A 16,473-nucleotide genomic window follows, 5' to 3' on the forward strand; every position below is an offset into this window, starting at 1 on the left:
CAGCGGACACGTCGCGCCTCCCGGGCGCCAGGATCAGTCCGCAGGGCCGAGGCTCGGCTCCGCCTCAGCGCGCGGCTGCACGCGCGCGAGCGGCGCCCGCGCCGGACGCCGCGGGCACCGCTCGAGGACGATCGGTCAGCGACCGGTGACGAGCACGTCACCCACACCGGCAGCGACGCTCGGCGCGGCAGCGACGGCCGGTGCCGGTCGGCCCAGGGACCGGACCGTCCAGCCCGCCCCGATCCAATGTGCGACCGGGAGGCAGTTGCGTGCGTCGATCACGACCCGCCGGCCGACGACGGCGGCGAGGGCGGCCGGGACGGCCTCGACGACCTCGTCCCACTCGGTGAGGACGAGCACGAGGTCGGCGCCCGCGATCGCCTCCGTCATCGATCCCGCGTACGTCAGGGTCGGGAACGAACGACGTGCCGTCTCCATCGCCTCGGGGTCCCACAACGTGACCTGGGCACCGCGGAGGTGCAGTGCGGCCGCCACGTTCAACGCCGGGGAGTCGCGGACGTCGTCGGTCATCGGCTTGAAGGCCGCCCCGATGACCGCGATGCGGCGGTTGAGGACCGATCCCCCGGCGGACTCGATCGCCATGTCGATGACGCGCTGGCGCTGCCCCATGTTGATCTCGTCGACCTGCTGCATGAGCCCGACGACGCGACCCGCACCGAGTTCGTTCGCCCGGTGCATGAGCGCCCGGATGTCCTTCGGCAGGCAGCCACCGCCGAAGCCGAGCCCGGCGTTCAGGAACTTCCGGCCGATGCGGGCGTCGTGCCCGAGGGCGTCCGCGAGCGTCGACACGTCGGCCCCGGTGATCGCACACATCTCGGAGATTGCGTTGATGAACGAGATCTTCGTCGCGAGGAACGCGTTGGCGCTCACCTTCACCAGCTCGGCCGTGGCGAGGTCGGTCGTGATGACGGGCGTCCCCTCGGCGATCGGCGCGGCGTAGACCTCGCGGATGACGGCGTCCGCCGCAGGCGAGGCACCGCCCCAGACGAGACGGTCCGGGTGGAGCGTGTCCTCGACGGCCTTGCCCTCGCGGAGGAACTCGGGGTTCCAGATGAGCTCGGCGTCGATGCCCGACGGCGAGAACTCGCGGACGATGCCGCGCAGCCGCTCGGCGGTGCCGACCGGGACCGTCGACTTGCCGACGATCAGGCCCGGGTGGGTGAGGTGCTCCGCGACGCCTCGGGTGGCGCTCTCGACGAAGGTGAGGTCCGCGGCGTGCGACCCGGCCTTCTGCGGGGTGCCGACGCAGACGAAGTGCACGTCAGCCGCCGCGACCGCTTCCGAGATCGAGGAGGTGAAGCGGAGCCGCCCGGTGGCGACGTGCTTCGTGATGAGTTCCGGCAGACCGGGCTCGTAGAACGGCACCTCGCCGGCGGACAGGGCCGCGAGCTTGGCCGGGTCGACGTCCACGCCGATGGTCTCGAAGCCCATCTCGGCCATGGCGGCGGCGTGCGTGGCGCCGAGGTACCCGGTGCCGATGACGCTGATGACGGGAGCGGGGCGCGTGTCCGACGAGGACGGGTTCGTGGTCACTTCTTGACCTCCTGCAGGTCGTAGTCGATGTCGTTCCGGGCGATGCCGGCGACGAAGGCCGCCAAGCTGTCCGCCCGGGAGTCGAGGCGCCAGTCGTTCGTGGTGCGGGCACCGTCGACGATGGTGGTGGCGGTCTCGCTGAAGTAGGCGAAGCCGATGACGTCGGCGTTGGCCGGGTCGGCGAGGGCGTCGAAGAGCGAGGTGATCCAGCGCGCCTTCTGCCCGTCCGTGACCGCGGCTCCGGTCTCGGTCGCGCCGATCTCGCTGAGCAGGATGCGCTTGTCCGGCGCGATCTGCCGGATCTGCTCGAGGGTCCTCGCGAAGGTGGTGTCGAAGGTCGGCGCCTCCGCCGCCTTCCGGTAGTACCCGCTCATGCCGACCCAGTCGACGTAGTCGTCGCCCGGGTAGTAGGCCCGCAGGGAGTCGAGCGTCTGGTACTTCACGTTGCCCAGGGCGTCGATGCGCGTCGGCGACCAGTTCCAGATGACGTAGTCGTTCGCTCCGACACGGTCGAAGACGTCGTGCACGTGCTGCCACATCGCGACGAACGATCCCGGCGCGTTCTGCTGCGCGGTGCCGTCGGCCCAGTTGTACCAGCTGCCGTTCATCTCGTGGTCGAGGCGGATGACGACCGGCTGCCCGTTCGCCACGAGCGCTTCCGCGTACTGCGTCAGGTAGCGGTCGAACGCGCCGCCGGTGATGTCGGCGTTCGTGTACCCGGGGACGTACTTCTGGTCGTTGCCGGTCTTCAGCGGGCGGCTCTCCCAGGTGAGCATCGGGACGCGCCCGTTCGTCCAGGAGCGCTGGACGGCGTTCGCGTTGAAGTCCTGGTCGAAGCCCTGGAAGTAGCCCACCATGTTCGTAGCAGCACCGATCTGCTGCGACAACTGGTCGTACTCGGCCCAGTTGAAGGGCGACTGCGCTGTGTACAGCCCGTACCAACGGGACTGCTGCGCGAGCACCTCGGCCTTGGTCGGGACGTCGACGGGGGCCGCGGGGTCCGGGTCGGTCGAGGGGCCGCCCGTCCCGGGGACGACGGTCGGCCCGCCGCCCTGGCCGGATGCCCCGCTCCCGTCACCGTGGCGGGCGGTGGCCGACGCGCCGGAGGAGGACGAGCCTCCCGAGGAGTGGTGCGCGCCGGACGCGGACCGCGCGGCCACGAGCTGCGACCGCAGGTCGGCGATCTGGGCCTTGAGCTGGGTGAGCTGGTCGCCGCGGGAGCCGGCCTGCGCCGACGTGCTCTGCAGCTTGCCCTCGAGCTTCCAGATCCGCTCCTGGGCCGCGGTGAGCTTCGTCTCGAGGGCTTCGGCGTCCGCCGACTGCTCCGGCTTCGTCGGGACGCCGAGCGCCCGGCTGACGGCCGAGGAGACCGGCCCGGAGGGCGAGATCCACACGGACCAGGTGATGAGCGAGAGGACGGCGACGATGGCCGCCATGCCCACCGCGGTGCGCTTCGCGTGACGGGTCGAGGGGGCCCACCAGGTGCCGGTGGGACGGGAGTGGTCAGACAATGAGGAACGCCTCCAGAGCGAAGACGGCGATCCCGATCACGTAGGGGATCGACGCGTAGGGGTTGAGACGGGGGGTGCGGGTGGGCTTCGGCGCGCGCTGCGCCTGTCGTTCGGTCGCGGTGGCGACGTCGCGGCGGGTGGCCAGGACGGTCGCCGTGGAGGCCGTGGTGGCGTCCGGACCGAAGATCTCGTCGAAGGCGCGGTCGACGGCGGCCTGGTCGTCCGCCGGGCCGACCGGTGCGGCCGGGTCGCGGTCGACCGGACTCGCCGGGACGGCGGTGGCGAGGGGCTGCGGCTGGGCCGGGTCCTCCTCGACGGGGCCACCGGCGTAGGCGCCCGCCCGGGTCCCCCAGCCGCTGGCGTGCGCCAGGCGGAAGAACCCGATGAGACGGATCGGCATGAGGAAGAACGTCGAGACGATGATGAACATCGGCAGGCGGAAGAAGTCCGACGGCTTCTCGGCGAGGTGCCGCATCTGCCGGATGGCCATGCTCAGCACACTCGACACGACCATCAGCCCGGCCACGTAGACGAACCCCGTGGAGAAGCCGTACTGGTGCAGGATCCCCTCGTAGAGGTTCTGCCCCTGGCCGGTGAGCGCCCGGTACGCCCAACCCGCGATGACGCCGAAGAGCATGAACGGCAGGATGATGTCGGTCAGGAAGAACAGTGCCAGGACCGGCGCGTGCCCGAGCATCCACGGCAGCATGCGCAGCGTGTTGTACTGCGAGCCGCGCGCCCAGCGGAGCTGCTGCTTGAACAGCTTCTTGACCTGCAGCGGAGCGTCCGTGTACACGAGCGACGTGTACTGGTACACGGTCCGGTACCCCTCCTTGAGCGTCAGGTTCGTGAGCGTCCGGTCGTCGGACACCTCGAGGAAGACGCCCATGAACTCCTCGTGCATGAACTTGTCCATGACGCGGACGAGGATGTTCCGGCGGAACGCGATGGTCCGACCGGGCAGGCAGCCGATCTGGCCGAGCACGCTCTGCGCGGGCATCGAGTACAGCGCGCGGGAGTTCTCGAGCCAGTCGGCCCAGCGGGTGATCCACGAGCGGGTCGGCTCGAGGATGCGCTGCCGGGTGGTCACCCCACCCACGGAGTCGTCGGCGAACGGTCGGAGGAGCTCGACGAGTGTCCCGGGCGTCCAGACGGTGTCCGAGTCGACGAGCACGGTGATGTGGCCGGTGGACATCTCGGTGCCGACCTTGACGGCGTTGCGCTTGCCGGGGATCGGGGTGTGGGTCCAGCGGACCAGCGGAGCGAACTCGTCGCACACCGCTTCGAGGGCCTCGTTCCGGGCGCCGTTGATGACGACGATGATCTCGCCGGGACGCTGTTCGACCATGCGGCCGATGACGTCACGGAACAGGTCGAGCGGCTCGTCCACGACCGGGACGACGACGCTCGTCGTCCCGGTGTACGTGCCGGTGAAGGGGCGGTAGCGGGCGGAGAGGACGACCTTGAGCAACCAGAGCAACCAGATCACCAGTGAGTACACGGTGAACAGGTAGAACTCGGGGTGGCCGTCGACCATCTGCCGGATCTGGAGGATGAAGGTGAACATCGATCCCTGCTGCAACGTTCGAAGGGGAGATTCCGCGCCATCGGGAAATCGGGGGTCGGTTCGGGTGTCCTCATTCAGACAGAACGCAGACTCGCCGCGCAACGTGACCCTCGGCCGGGGGTGACCACGGCGTCCCCCGGGGTACACCCGGGTCCGCTGCACGCTGGACAGCGGCGTGTCCGCACTGGTGCTGACAGCAGTTCCGTGGACCGGTCCGACGGTGCGTGACGTCACGTCCGCCAGTCGGGCTAGCCGGGAGGCTCGGTCCTGGCTGCGCGGAAAGCCCCGGTCACCGCGCGGATCACCGCCTCGTCACCGGTCTCGACGCGGCTCGCGCCGCGCGTGTTCCGAAACCCTGGTTTCCGGCTGACAGCAGTCCCGCCGACGAACCGACCGGGGTACGGTATTCACCTGTGTGGGGTACGACGGCCTCGGCCCGCGAATTGCCGAAGACAACTTCCCCGGACGAGCTCGAACGATGCGCCCCGGGCGTGTCGTCGGGCTCCGGGAGCGGTCAGGCGCCGTAGAACTCGCGCTCGAAGACCTGCCGCGCGCGGCGTGTCACCGCGAGGTAGTCCTCCTCGAGCTGCGACGCCGACCCCGGCGGGTACTCCAGCAGGCGGGCGATCCCCTCGAGCTGCGTGCGCTCCACCGGCAGGACGTCCGTCGTGCGGCCGGACCAGAGCACGAGCGCACTCCGGGTGCGCGATGCGAAGCGCCAGGCGGCTGCGAGCTTCTCGGCGTCCTCGGCGGCGACCCAGCCGGCGTCCGTCGCCGCGTCGAGGGCCTCGAGCGTCGACGTGGTGCGGAGCGACGGCTGCGCACGCCCGTGCTGCAGCTGCAGGAGCTGGACGAACCACTCGACGTCGCTCAACGACCCCCGTCCGAGCTTGAGGTGCCGCGCCGGATCGGCTCCGCGCGGCAGCCGCTCCGACTCGACGCGGGCCTTGATGCGCCGGACCTCGCGGACCTCGCGCTCCTCGATCGACTCCGGGTAGCGCGTGCGGTCGGCGAGGTGCTCGAAGTCCCGGAGGAGCTGGGGGTCCCCCACGGCACCGCGAGCCCGCAGCAGGGCCTGCGCCTCCCACGTCAGCGACCAGCGGGCGTAGTACGCGGCGTAGGAGTCGAACGAGCGGACGACCGGGCCGTTCCCGCCCTCCGGTCGCAGCCCGATGTCGAGGTCGAAGGGGTACAGCGCGTCCTCGGTCAGGCGGTTCAGCTCGCGGACGATCACCTGCGCCGCCCGCGAGGCCACGTCGTTCGGCACCGAGGCGGACCGGTAGACGAACAGGACGTCCGCGTCGGACCCGAACCCGAGCTCGCGCCCGCCGTACCGGCCCATCGCGACGACGCCGAACTCGAGACCGTCGGGGGCGTCCCGACGCGCCAGGTCGAGCGCACCGCTCAGCGTGGCCTCGGTCACGTCGCTCAGGGCGGGCCCGAGCCCGTCGACGTCGAGGTGCCCGAGCACCGCGGCCATGCCCAGGCGCAGCGTCTCCCGTCGGCGGACGCCGCGCAGGAGGGACGCCGCGGTGTCCACGGCGTCGCCGTGCCGGGCCGTCGTCGCGCCGGTCTCGGCGAGCAGGGCCGGCAACGGTCGGGGGCGGAGCAGGGTCTCCGGTTCGTCGAGCCATGCGACGGCCTCCGGGAAGCGCTCGAGCAGGCCGGACAGGAACGCCGACTCCGACAGCACCGTCGTGAGGCTGTGCGCCGCGCCCGAGGAGTCGCGGAGCATCCGGAGGAACCAGTTCGACTCCCCCAGGGTGTCGCTCAACCGCCGGAAGGCCAGGAGGGCGCGGTCCGGGGCCGGCCCTTCCGCCATCCAGCGCAGGAGCACCGGCAGCAGGTTCCGCTGGATGGTCGCGCGGCGTGAGGTCCCCTGCGTCAGCACTCGGATGTGCCCGACGGCCCCGTCCGGGTCGAGGAAGCCGATCGCGGTCAGGCGGTCCCGGACCTGGCTGCTCGTCAGGGCGATCTCGCCGTCGGTCGCCGCCACCGCGGAGAGCATCGGCCGGTAGAAGAGCCGCTCGTGCAGCCCCCGTACCTCGAGCTTCACCGACCGCCAGCGGTCCTGCAGCCCGGACGCCGAGGACGCCAGGCGCGTCGACCGGGCCAGGACCCGGAGTTCGTCCTCGTCGCTCGGCATGAGGTGCGTCCGCTGGAGTCGTCGGAGCTGGATGTGGTGCTCGAGCACCCGGAGCAGGGCGTAGTCGGGTCCGAACCGTGCCGCTTCCGGACGCCCCACGTAGCCCGCGGCCGCCAGGGCGTCCATCGCCTCCAGCGTCGACCGGACCCGGACGGACTCGTCGTCGCGGCCGTGCACGAGCTGGAGCAGCTGCACCGTGAACTCGACGTCGCGCAGGCCCCCCGGACCGAGCTTGAGCTGCCGGTCCACCTGACCGTCCGGGATGTGGGCGGTGACCCGCTCCCGCATCCGCTGGACGGACTCGACGAAGCCGGGGCGCTTCGACGACTCCCAGACGAACGGCGCCACCGCGGCGACGTACCGCTCCCCCAGGTCCATCGACCCGGCGATCGCCCGTGCCTTGAGCAGCGCCTGGAATTCCCACCCCTTCGCCCACCGCTCGTAGTAGGCCACGTGGGACTCCAGCGTCCGGACGAGCGCGCCGTCCTTGCCCTCGGGACGGAGGTTCGCGTCGACCTCCCACAGCGCGGGCTCGGCGGCGAGGTCGGTGATCACGTGCGTGGCCGCGATCGCGAGGCGGGTCGCGATGAGGACCGCACGGTCGGTGCCGATCCGCGGCGCGTCGTCGCCTTCCGGAGGCTCGGTCGGCTCGGTGACGAAGATGACGTCCACGTCGCTGACGTAGTTGAGCTCACGCGCACCCGCCTTGCCCATCGCGATGACCGCGAGCGGGGTGGCGGCGACGTCCGCGGCGGGGAAGGGCACCTCGCGACGGGCCACGGCCACCGCGACGTCGAGCGCGGCGCCCGCCAGGTCGGCGAGCCCGGCGGCCACGGCCGGGAACGCGTCGGTCGGTACCGGGTGGAGCACGTCGAACAGCGCGATCTGGGCGAGGTGCCGGCGGTAGCGGACCCGGAGGCGCCGGCGTGCGGTCTCCCCGGAACTGCCGTCGACGGCCTCGGACAGGGACGCCGTGTACCGCTCCTGAGACAGCGGCGGCGTGACCGGCTCGAGCAGGAGCGCGAGTTCCTCAGGACGTCGCTGCAGGAACTCGGCGAGACCGATCGAGGACCCGAGCAACCGGACCAGGCGTTCGGTGGCGGCCGGGTCGGCGAGGACGGGGCGCAGCTCGTCCGGAACCGCCTCGACCAGGCGCTCGATGGCGAGCAGCGCACCGTCGGGGTCCGCGGTGGCTGCCCAGACCGACTCGACATCCGCGATCGGGACCCGCGGGTCGGACGCGGGACGGGCCTCCAGGGCGGCGATCCGCTCGAGCGTGCCGGACAGGTCGGCGAAGCCGAGCCGCGCCAACTGTGACCGCGACGTCGCCGTCCTGCCCGTCATCTCGCGAGTGCTCCCGTGGTGTGCTTCCGGAGGATCAGAGCATGCCGAGGTTCGTGTCGAGCTCGAACGGCGTCACCTGGTCGCGGTACCGCTTCCACTCCTGCCGCTTGTTGAGCAGGACGAAGGTGAAGACCTGCTCGCCGAGGGTCTCGGCGACGAGCTCGGAGTCCTCCATGAGCGACAGCGCGTGGTCGAGGCTCGCGGGCAGCTGGCTGTAGCCGAGCGCCTTCCGCTCGGAGTCGGACAGGCTCCAGACGTTGTCCTCGGCCTCGGCAGGGAGCTCGTAGCCCTCCTCGATGCCCTTGAGACCGGCGGCGAGGAGCAGCGAGTACGCCAGGTACGGGTTCGCGGCGGAGTCGATGCCGCGGTACTCGATCCGGGCGGACTGGCCCTTGTTCGGCTTGTACAGCGGGACCCGGACGAGTGCCGAGCGGTTGTTGTGCCCCCAGGTGACGAACGAGGGAGCCTCGTCGCCGCCCCAGAGCCGCTTGTACGAGTTGACGAACTGGTTCGTCACGGCGGTGATCTCCGGCGCGTGCCGGAGCACACCGGCGATGAACTGCTTGGCGGTCGCGGACAGCTGGTACTCGCCGCCGGGCTCGTAGAACGCGTTCTGGTCGCCCTCGAAGAGCGAGACGTGCGTGTGCATGCCGGACCCGGGCTGACCGGACAGCGGCTTCGGCATGAACGTCGCGTACACGCCCTGCTCGATCGCCACTTCTTTCACCACGGTGCGGAAGGTCATGATGTTGTCCGCCATGGTCAGCGCGTCGGCGTAGCGGAGGTCGATCTCGTTCTGCCCCGGGCCGGCCTCGTGGTGGCTGAACTCCACCGAGATGCCGAGGTCCTCGAGCATGCGGACCGAGCGCCGACGGAAGTCGTGTGCACTGCCGCCGGGGACGTTGTCGAAGTACCCGGCCTGGTCGACGGGCTGCGGGCCGCCGTCCTTCCACTCACGGCTCTTGAGCAGGTAGAACTCGATCTCGGGGTGCGTGTAGAACGTGAAGCCGCGGTCGCTCGCCTTCGCGAGGGTGCGCTTCAGCACGTTCCGCGGGTCGGCCACCGCGGGCTGCCCGTCCGGGGTCGTGATGTCGCAGAACATCCGCGCGGTCGGGTCGACCTCGCCCCGCCACGGCAGGATCTGGAAGGTCGAGGGGTCCGGGTGCGCGAGCACGTCGGCCTCGTACGACCGGGTGAGCCCCTCGATGGCCGAGCCGTCGAAGCCGATGCCCTCGGCGAACGCCCCCTCGACCTCGGCCGGCGCGATGGCGACCGACTTGAGCGTGCCGATCACGTCGGTGAACCAGAGTCGGATGAACTTGATCCCGCGCTCCTCGATGGTGCGGAGCACGAAGTCCGTCTGCTTGTCCATGCACGACCTTTCCGTGTTCGCCGGGCCACGTCGCGGCTCGCCGGGGGCCGCATCGCGACCGTGCACACAGGCTAGTGCCCGCGCCGGTGGTCGTGGGCGGGACGCGCGCGGTCGACGTCCCGCGCGGCCGGTTGTCAGGGGTACCGACCAGTATCGGACCGGTACCGATCGCGAAGGAGCACCGTCATGGCCGTCCTCGACGCCGCCGAAGTCCTCACCCAGACCCCCATGCCGATCCCGGAGGCCCGCGGTCCGCTCAGCGCCGCCGTCCTCGACACCCTGCGCTCCGGCGCGCCCGAGGAGTCGCTGCCGGCCACCGCGGCCGCTGCCGTCGCCGCGTCGCCCGACCTGCTGCACGACGACGACGTCCAACTCGCGCTCTTCGTCCTGTACGAACTCCACTACGGCGGGGTCCAGGGCGTCGACGACCGCCTGGAGTGGGACACGACGCTGCTCGCGACCCGCACCGTGCTCGAGACGGCACTCGAGTCCGCCGTGCGCGCGGTCGTGCCGGTGCCGGACCGACCGGAGCCGACGGCGGAGGCGGTCTCGGCCGCCCTCTTCGCGTTGACCGCCGCCGACAGCGGGCCGAGTGTCTCGCGCTGGGTGGCGCGGAAGGCCGACCGCGAACACATCCGCGAGTTCCTCGTGCAGAAGACCGCGTACACGCTGAAGGAGGCGGACCCGCACAGCTGGGCGATCCCCCGCCTATCCGGGCGTGCGAAGGCCGCGCTCGTCGAGATCCAGTCGGACGAGTACGGCGGTGGACGGCCGAAGCGCATGCACTCGGCGATCTTCGCGCGGACGCTCCGGGCCGCCGGGCTCGACGACTCCTACGGCGCCTACGCCGACCACCTGCCGGCGATCACGCTCGGCGCGCTGAACATGATGAGCTTGTTCGGCCTGCACCGGCGCCTGCGCGGCGCGATCGTCGGACACCTCGCCGCGTTCGAGATGACGTCGTCGATCCCGAGCAAGCTCTACGGGGACGGGTTCCGCCGGAACGGGTTCGACGAGGACGCGACCTGGTACTTCGACGAGCACGTCGAGGCCGACGCCGTGCACGAGCAGATCGCCGGGCGCGACCTCGCCGGCGGGCTCGTGGAGGCCGACCCGACCCTCCTGGACGACGTCATGTTCGGGGCGGCGGCGTGCCTGACGGTCGAGGGGATGGCCGGTGCCCAGCTGCTGTCGAGCTGGGAGGCCGGGCGCAGTTCCCTCCGTCGACCGCTCGACGACGCAACCCTCACCTCGGGCGGTGTCGCGGATGTCGCGTGAGCCGGCCGACGAGCCGTCGATCGTGGCTTACCCCGACGGGCCCTTCCTGCTCCGCGGCGACGTCGCGGTGCTCGGGCCGGACGGGCAGGAGCTGCCCCGGCGTCGCCGCACCGTGGCGCTCTGCCGGTGCGGCAAGTCGGTGCTGAAGCCGTACTGCGACGGCACGCACAAGGTCATCGGCTTCCGCACCGAACCGGAGCTGCCGGTGGACGACACGGGCCCTTCCGCCGGATAGCGGACCAGGCCGGGCCGGAGGTCAGGCTCCGGCGTCGGCCGCGTCGGCGCGCTCGTTGTTCGCGCGGATGCGGTCGAGGGCGTGCGCCGCCTCGTCACGCGTGGCGAACGGGCCGATGTGGTGCCGGTTCGTCGACTTGAGGCCCTGTTCGACCTCGCCGGTCTTGTCGTTGTACCACCACTGGGATTCGATGCGTTCGTCGCTCATGCGCCCGACCGTACCCGCCGACCGCACGGCGCGGGCGGCGCCCTCCGACCCGCGGCTAGAGTGGAGCGCATGCCCCGGGACGAACACGGACACCTGACCGCCGGCCGGATCTCCCCGCAGCGGCCGGTCCCGAAGGACATCGAGCGTCCCGAGTACGTCGGCAAGGTGGAACCGCACGAGCACGGCCTCGGTGACACCTACACGCCCGACGAGGTCGAACGCATCCGCGTCGCCGGGCGCATCGCGTCGCAGGCGATCGACGCGGTCGGCGCCGCGATCCGCCCCGGCGTGACGACGGACGAACTCGACCGCATCGGCCACGAGTTCGTCACCGGGCACGGCGCCTACCCCTCCACGCTCGGCTACCGCGGGTACCCGAAGTCCCTCTGCTCGTCCCTCAACGAGGTCATCTGCCACGGCATCCCGGACGACACGGTGCTGCAGGACGGCGACATCGTGAACATCGACATCACCGCGTACAAGGACGGGATGCACGGCGACACGAACCGCACCTTCGTGGTGGGTTCGGCGTCGCAGGAGGTCCAGGACCTCGTGACCCGGACCGAGGAGGCGATGCACCGCGGCATCCGCGCAGTCGCCCCCGGCCGGCAGGTGAACGTCATCGGTCGCGCGATCGAGTCGTACGCCAAGCGCTTCGGGTACGGCGTCGTCCGCGACTACACCGGGCACGGCGTCGGACGGGCGTTCCACTCCGGGCTGATCATCCCGCACGTCGACGACGTCCGGTACGACACCGTCATCGAGCCCGGGATGGTGTTCACGATCGAACCGATGCTGACGCTCGGCGGTATCGACGCCGACATCTGGGACGACGACTGGACCGTCACCACGCGGGACCGGTCGTGGACGGCCCAGTTCGAGCACACGCTGGTCGTCACCGAACGCGGCACCGAACTCCTCACGGTCTCCTGACCGCACCACCCCTCAGCACGTCTACCGGAAGGCACCGTTCCTCATGACCTCACTCGCAGTCGGCGTCGACATCGGCGGAACAGGCATCAAGGGCGCGATCGTCGACATCGAGTCCGGTCAACTCACGACCGACCGCATCAAGAAGGCGACGCCGGAAGGCGGGAAGCCGCAGGACATCGTCGACGTGGCGAAGTCCATCCTCGACGACCTCTCGCCGGCGTCCGACGTCGCGGTCGGCGTGTGCTTCCCGGCGATCGTCCGCGACGGCAAGACGATGTCGGCGGCGAACGTGTCGAAGAAGTGGATCGGCTTCGAGGCCGAGGCACTGTTCGAGAAGGAGCTCGGTCGTTCGATCCACTTCGTCAACGACGCCGACGCCGCCGGGTTCGCTGAACAACAGTTCGGCGCCGCCGAAGGCCGGAACGGCCTCGTCATCATGACGACCCTCGGCACCGGCATCGGCACCGCGCTCATCAACGACGGCGTGCTCATCGTCAACGCCGAGCTCGGGCACCTCGAGATCGACGGCGTCGACTACGAGACGAAGGCGTCGTTCGCCGCCAAGGAGCGCGACGACCTGTCCTGGAAGCACTGGGCGAAGCGGCTGCAGAAGTACTACTCCCGACTCGAGGCCCTGCTCTCCCCCGAGCTGTTCGTCGTCGGCGGCGGGGTGTCGAAGCAGCACGAGGAGTTCCTGCCGTTGCTCGACCTGCAGGCCGAGATCATCCCGGCGACGCTCCGGAACAACGCCGGCATCATCGGCGCCGCGACCCTGGCCGCGCGCAGCAACGGCTGAACTCCTCGGAGCGAACGGGTCGCCGACCATCCTGCGCTGCACGGTCGCGTCGGACCCGCAGGACGTCAACAGCGAACAGGTCGCCGACCATCCTGCACTGCACGGTCGCGTCGGACCCGCAGGACGTCAACAGCGAACAGGTCGCCGACCATCCTGCACTGCACGGTCGCGTCGAACCCGCAGGACGTCAACAGCGAACAGGTCGCCGACCATCCTGCACTGCACGGTCGCGTCGAACCCGCAGGACGTCAACAGCGAACAGGTCGCCGACCATCCTGCGCTGCACGGTCGCGTCGGACCCGTAGTATGTGTTCAGCGAACGGGTCGGTGAGACGGTCGCGTCACTCCCCCGGGAGTGCCGAGGAACGTCCGGGCTCCACAGAGCAGGGCGGTGGGTAACACCCACCCGGAGCAATCCGCGAGACAGTGCCACAGAAAGCAGACCGCCGGCGGTGACGTCGGTAAGGGTGAAACGGTGGTGTAAGAGACCACCAGGGGTCCGGGTGACCGGATCCGCTCGGTAAACCTCGCCCGGAGCAAGGTCAGACAGAGGACGTCGAGGCTGCTCGCCGAGTCCTCGGGTAGACCGCTGGAGGCCGACGGCAACGTCGGTCCGAGAGAGATGGCCGTCACCGCGACGCACGTCGCGGGACAGAACCCGGCGTACGGCCGGCCCGTTCGCCTCGACCACCGGCACGGCCCCCGACACCGCGAGGTGTCGGGGGCCGTCGTCGTCGGTCTACAAGCCGGACTCCGCCGTCCGCACCAGGATCGCGTCGCTGTCCGGGCAGAGCACGACGTCGTCCGGCGCCGCGGCCCGGATCGCCGCGAGGTCGGAGTTCGTCAGCGTCACCCCGGACGCGGTCGACACGCCGCCCTGCAGGAGCGAGGCGCCGAAGCCGTACCGCGCACGCTGCCGCTCGTACAGGGCGAGCAGGTCGGCCGGGACCGCCGCGGCCACGTCAGCCCGCGCCTGCACCGCCGCGACACGGTCCTTCTCGAAGCGGGCGATGCCGTCGTCGCGGACGCCCATGAGCCGTCCCCGCTCCCCGTCGAGCTCCGCGAGCTGCGCTTCGACGTCGCCCACGCGGGCCCGGAGGCGGTCCAGCGTCTCCATCACCTCGAGCTCCTGCGTCTCGAGGTCACCGATGCGCCGGTTCAACGAGTCGAGCTCGTTCTGCAGCCCGGCGGCGTCCTTCGCGCTGCCGACGTTCTGCAGCAGCGTCGTGTCCCGTTCGACACGGGCCTGCGCGGTCGCGGTGTCGGACTCGAGCCGGGCGAGGTCGCGCTCGGCGTCCTCCACCTCGCCGACGGCGACGACGAGCTGCGCGCGCAGGGCGGCCGCGCGGGTGCCGAGCTCGGTGAGGTGCTCGCCCTTCTGCAGCGAGCTGATCCGGTGCGCCAGCCGCGTGATGTCGTTGTCGAGTCGCTGGAGGTCGAGCAGGGTGGCCTGGTCCTCGGGTGCTGCCTTCATGGTCAGGCTCCTTCGTTGGGTGCGGATGGCAGGACGGCGAAGTCCCACGGGTCGGTACGGAGGTCGCTCACGGTCACGCGCACCCCGGCCGCTGCGCGCAGCTGCGCGGCGGCGACGTCCAGCCAGAGCCACTCAGTGGCCCAGTGCGACGTGTCGATGAGCGCCGGGCCGTCGGTGAGCAGTGCCTGTTCGCGGAACTCGGACGCCGGGTGGTGCCGGAGGTCACTCGTGACGTAGACGTCGGCGGCCCGGACGGCGGGGTGCGCGAGGTAGGAGTCCCCCGCCCCGGCGCAGAGGGCGACGGTCCGCACCGGGTGGTCGTACGCCCCGGAGACGCGGACGCCGGTCGCGGTGGCGGGCAGTACATCGACGATGCGTCGGGCGAGCGCACCGAGCGGCATCGGGTCGGACAGGACGCCGACCCGGCCGATCCCGGTGGTCCCGTCGGCCGCCGGGTCGAGGGGACGCTGCTCCTCGAGCCCGATCCGGTCCGCGAGCACGGCCGACGTCCCGGTGGTGACGACGTCGGCGTTCGTGTGGGCCGCGAGCAGGCCGCAGCCACCCCGGACCAGCGTCGCGAGCACCGATCCCTTGTAGGTGGACTCGTCGATGGTCGTCACACCGCGGAGCAGGAGCGGGTGGTGCGTGAGGAGCAGGTCCGCGCCGGCCGCGACCGCTTCGCGCGCGGTGTCGGGGACGGCGTCCACGGCGAGGTGGACGTGCTCGACCACCGCGTCGGGGTCCCCGGCGACGAGGCCGACGGCGTCCCATGACTCCGCTCCGGCCGCCGGCCACAGCGACTCGACGACGGACTGCAGTTCTCGGAGCGTCGGCATCCCGTCAGTGTACCGAGGCGCCGGGGCCGCTCCGGGTGTCAGCGTCGACCGACGAGGTGCAGGAAGCGGGCGACGAGACGCGACCACCAGCCGGGGCTGGCGGTCGTCGCGTCGGCGACACGGGCCTCCCGGCCGGTGTCGGCGTCGTCGACCGGCGTGCCGACCACGGTGTCCGGTACGACGGGTGCCGCCACCGGGACGGCGACCGAGACCACCGGGTGCTCGCCCGTGTGGGCGCGGAGCACGGCGGCGAACGCCTCGGGGTCGACGACGGTCGGGCCGGTGACCGGCTGGACGAGCGGGGTGGGGCGACCCGACGCCGACAGCGGCGGCGAGACGGGGGCGACGGACCGGAGGCCCGACACCGGCCGGACGGCGGCGCGCGGTCCGACGGTCGTCTGCGGGGCAGGCACCGCCTCGGCTGCGTCGTCGAGGTCTGCGGGCAGGTCGAACGCGACCGGGTCGGCCACCGCACGGTGCGGCGCCGGCAGCAGCGGACGGACGGCGCCGACCAGGACCGGCGCGGTCGCGGCGCGGCGCAGGGCAGCCCGCTCGCGACGCTCGGTCTCGAGTGCGGCGTCGGCGAGGAGGTCGGCGAACACCTCGCGGGCGAAGGCCCGTGCTCCGGCGACCTCGGCCGCGGAGACCTCGGTGTCGGACAGCCCGGCGACGACGGCCTCCCACGCGGCGAGACGCGCGAGGTCCTCGTCGCGGACCCGGACCTCGTCCTCGAGCAGGTCGATGCGCTCGATCGTGGTGCGGCCACTCGCTGCGCTCACGGCGACGGCGAGGTCGTCGAAGCGGAGGGCGAGACGCTCGGGCGGTTCCGGGAACGAGGGGGCGCAGACCGCGACGTGCCGCGCGCGGTCACGGCGGAACGCGCGGTCGTCCGGGTGTCCACCGGCGTCGGCCTGCGCGTCGGACGCGGCGGGCTGCTCGACGACCGCGGATTCGTCTGCGAGCTCGACCGCGGACCCGTCTGCGAGCTCGACCGCGGGCAGCACCGGACGACGGACGGGTCCGGTGACCGGCGGCACGACGAGGTCGGCCACGTACGGGGAGCGCGTCGCCGGGGCGTCACGCAACCACTCCTCGAGTTCCCGACCGAAGGGGTCGACGAGGGGGGTGCGTGCACCGGACTGCGTCTCCATGTGAGGAGTATGAATATCGCGCGGCGGGGAACCGCGGACATCCGCGGAGTGTCGCGGGATCGGCTGGCA

At 71.5% G+C, this 16,473-nt stretch carries 13 protein-coding genes and 1 other RNA gene; 5 read left to right on the forward strand and 9 right to left on the reverse strand.

What is annotated here, in order from left to right; genetic code table 11:
• Positions 1–135 precede the first annotated feature (135 nt).
• The 5 genes from DEI91_RS09285 to glnA form a co-directional block, all read right to left on the reverse strand.
• The gene (locus DEI91_RS09285; RefSeq protein WP_111052025.1) at positions 136–1,554 is read right to left on the reverse strand and encodes a UDP-glucose/GDP-mannose dehydrogenase family protein; all 1,419 of its coding nucleotides are present in this window, start codon (positions 1,552–1,554) and stop codon (positions 136–138) included.
• Positions 1,551–3,065, reverse strand: a complete 1,515-nt coding sequence (locus tag DEI91_RS09290) for a glycoside hydrolase family 26 protein (protein ID WP_146244256.1) — start codon at positions 3,063–3,065, stop codon at positions 1,551–1,553. Before DEI91_RS09290 ends, DEI91_RS09285 begins: the two co-directional genes overlap by 4 nt.
• On the reverse strand, positions 3,058–4,632 hold the full coding sequence (locus DEI91_RS09295; protein ID WP_111052027.1) for a glycosyltransferase: 1,575 nt from the start codon (positions 4,630–4,632) through the stop codon (positions 3,058–3,060). The genes DEI91_RS09290 and DEI91_RS09295 overlap by 8 nt, the downstream gene beginning before the upstream one ends.
• Positions 4,633–5,146: 514 nt before the next feature.
• Complete coding sequence (locus tag DEI91_RS09300; protein ID WP_111052028.1) at positions 5,147–8,122, reverse strand: bifunctional [glutamine synthetase] adenylyltransferase/[glutamine synthetase]-adenylyl-L-tyrosine phosphorylase; 2,976 nt, start codon at positions 8,120–8,122, stop codon at positions 5,147–5,149.
• 34 nt (positions 8,123–8,156) lie between these two features.
• On the reverse strand, positions 8,157–9,494 hold the full coding sequence (glnA, locus tag DEI91_RS09305) for a type I glutamate--ammonia ligase (RefSeq protein WP_111052029.1): 1,338 nt from the start codon (positions 9,492–9,494) through the stop codon (positions 8,157–8,159).
• Between the two features lie 186 nt (positions 9,495–9,680).
• On the opposite strand from glnA, the gene DEI91_RS09310 reads away from it, so the two are divergent.
• Positions 9,681–10,772 (forward strand): iron-containing redox enzyme family protein, encoded by a 1,092-nt coding sequence (locus DEI91_RS09310; RefSeq protein ID WP_258374368.1) that lies wholly within the window; start codon positions 9,681–9,683, stop codon positions 10,770–10,772.
• Between the two features lie 22 nt (positions 10,773–10,794).
• Positions 10,795–11,007: a CDGSH iron-sulfur domain-containing protein gene (locus DEI91_RS09315; RefSeq protein ID WP_309148051.1), complete on the forward strand. Its 213-nt coding sequence runs from the start codon at positions 10,795–10,797 to the stop codon at positions 11,005–11,007.
• Positions 11,008–11,028: 21 nt separating this feature from the next.
• Here DEI91_RS09315 and DEI91_RS09320 read toward each other — a convergent pair whose 3' ends face one another.
• A complete protein-coding gene (locus DEI91_RS09320) occupies positions 11,029–11,214 on the reverse strand; it encodes an SPOR domain-containing protein (protein WP_111052031.1) in 186 nt (61 codons plus the stop codon).
• Positions 11,215–11,283: 69 nt separating this feature from the next.
• Here DEI91_RS09320 and map point away from each other — a divergent pair, with 69 nt between their 5' ends.
• From map to rnpB, 3 genes are all read left to right on the forward strand, one after another.
• Positions 11,284–12,147, forward strand: a complete 864-nt coding sequence (map, locus tag DEI91_RS09325) for a type I methionyl aminopeptidase (RefSeq protein WP_111052032.1) — start codon at positions 11,284–11,286, stop codon at positions 12,145–12,147.
• A gap of 43 nt (positions 12,148–12,190) precedes the next feature.
• Positions 12,191–12,943 (forward strand): polyphosphate--glucose phosphotransferase, encoded by a 753-nt coding sequence (ppgK, locus tag DEI91_RS09330; protein ID WP_111052033.1) that lies wholly within the window; start codon positions 12,191–12,193, stop codon positions 12,941–12,943.
• Positions 12,944–13,263: 320 nt separating this feature from the next.
• Positions 13,264–13,624: RNase P RNA component class A (rnpB, locus tag DEI91_RS09335), an RNA gene on the forward strand.
• A gap of 58 nt (positions 13,625–13,682) precedes the next feature.
• Here rnpB and DEI91_RS09340 read toward each other — a convergent pair.
• From DEI91_RS09340 to DEI91_RS09350, 3 genes are read right to left on the reverse strand one after another with little or no spacing between them, the layout of a single operon-like run.
• Complete coding sequence (locus DEI91_RS09340) at positions 13,683–14,417, reverse strand: zinc ribbon domain-containing protein (protein ID WP_111052034.1); 735 nt, start codon at positions 14,415–14,417, stop codon at positions 13,683–13,685.
• A gap of 2 nt (positions 14,418–14,419) precedes the next feature.
• Positions 14,420–15,253 carry a Nif3-like dinuclear metal center hexameric protein gene (locus tag DEI91_RS09345; protein ID WP_111052035.1) on the reverse strand — a complete coding sequence of 278 codons (834 nt, stop codon included), beginning with the start codon at positions 15,251–15,253 and terminating at the stop codon, positions 14,420–14,422.
• A 38-nt stretch (positions 15,254–15,291) separates the two neighbouring features.
• Positions 15,292–16,404 (reverse strand): hypothetical protein, encoded by a 1,113-nt coding sequence (locus DEI91_RS09350; RefSeq protein WP_111052036.1) that lies wholly within the window; start codon positions 16,402–16,404, stop codon positions 15,292–15,294.
• Between the last annotated feature and the right edge of the window lie 69 nt (positions 16,405–16,473).

The sequence above is a fragment of the Curtobacterium sp. MCBD17_032 genome, from assembly GCF_003234855.1.
In the GTDB taxonomy this organism is placed as follows: domain Bacteria; phylum Actinomycetota; class Actinomycetes; order Actinomycetales; family Microbacteriaceae; genus Curtobacterium.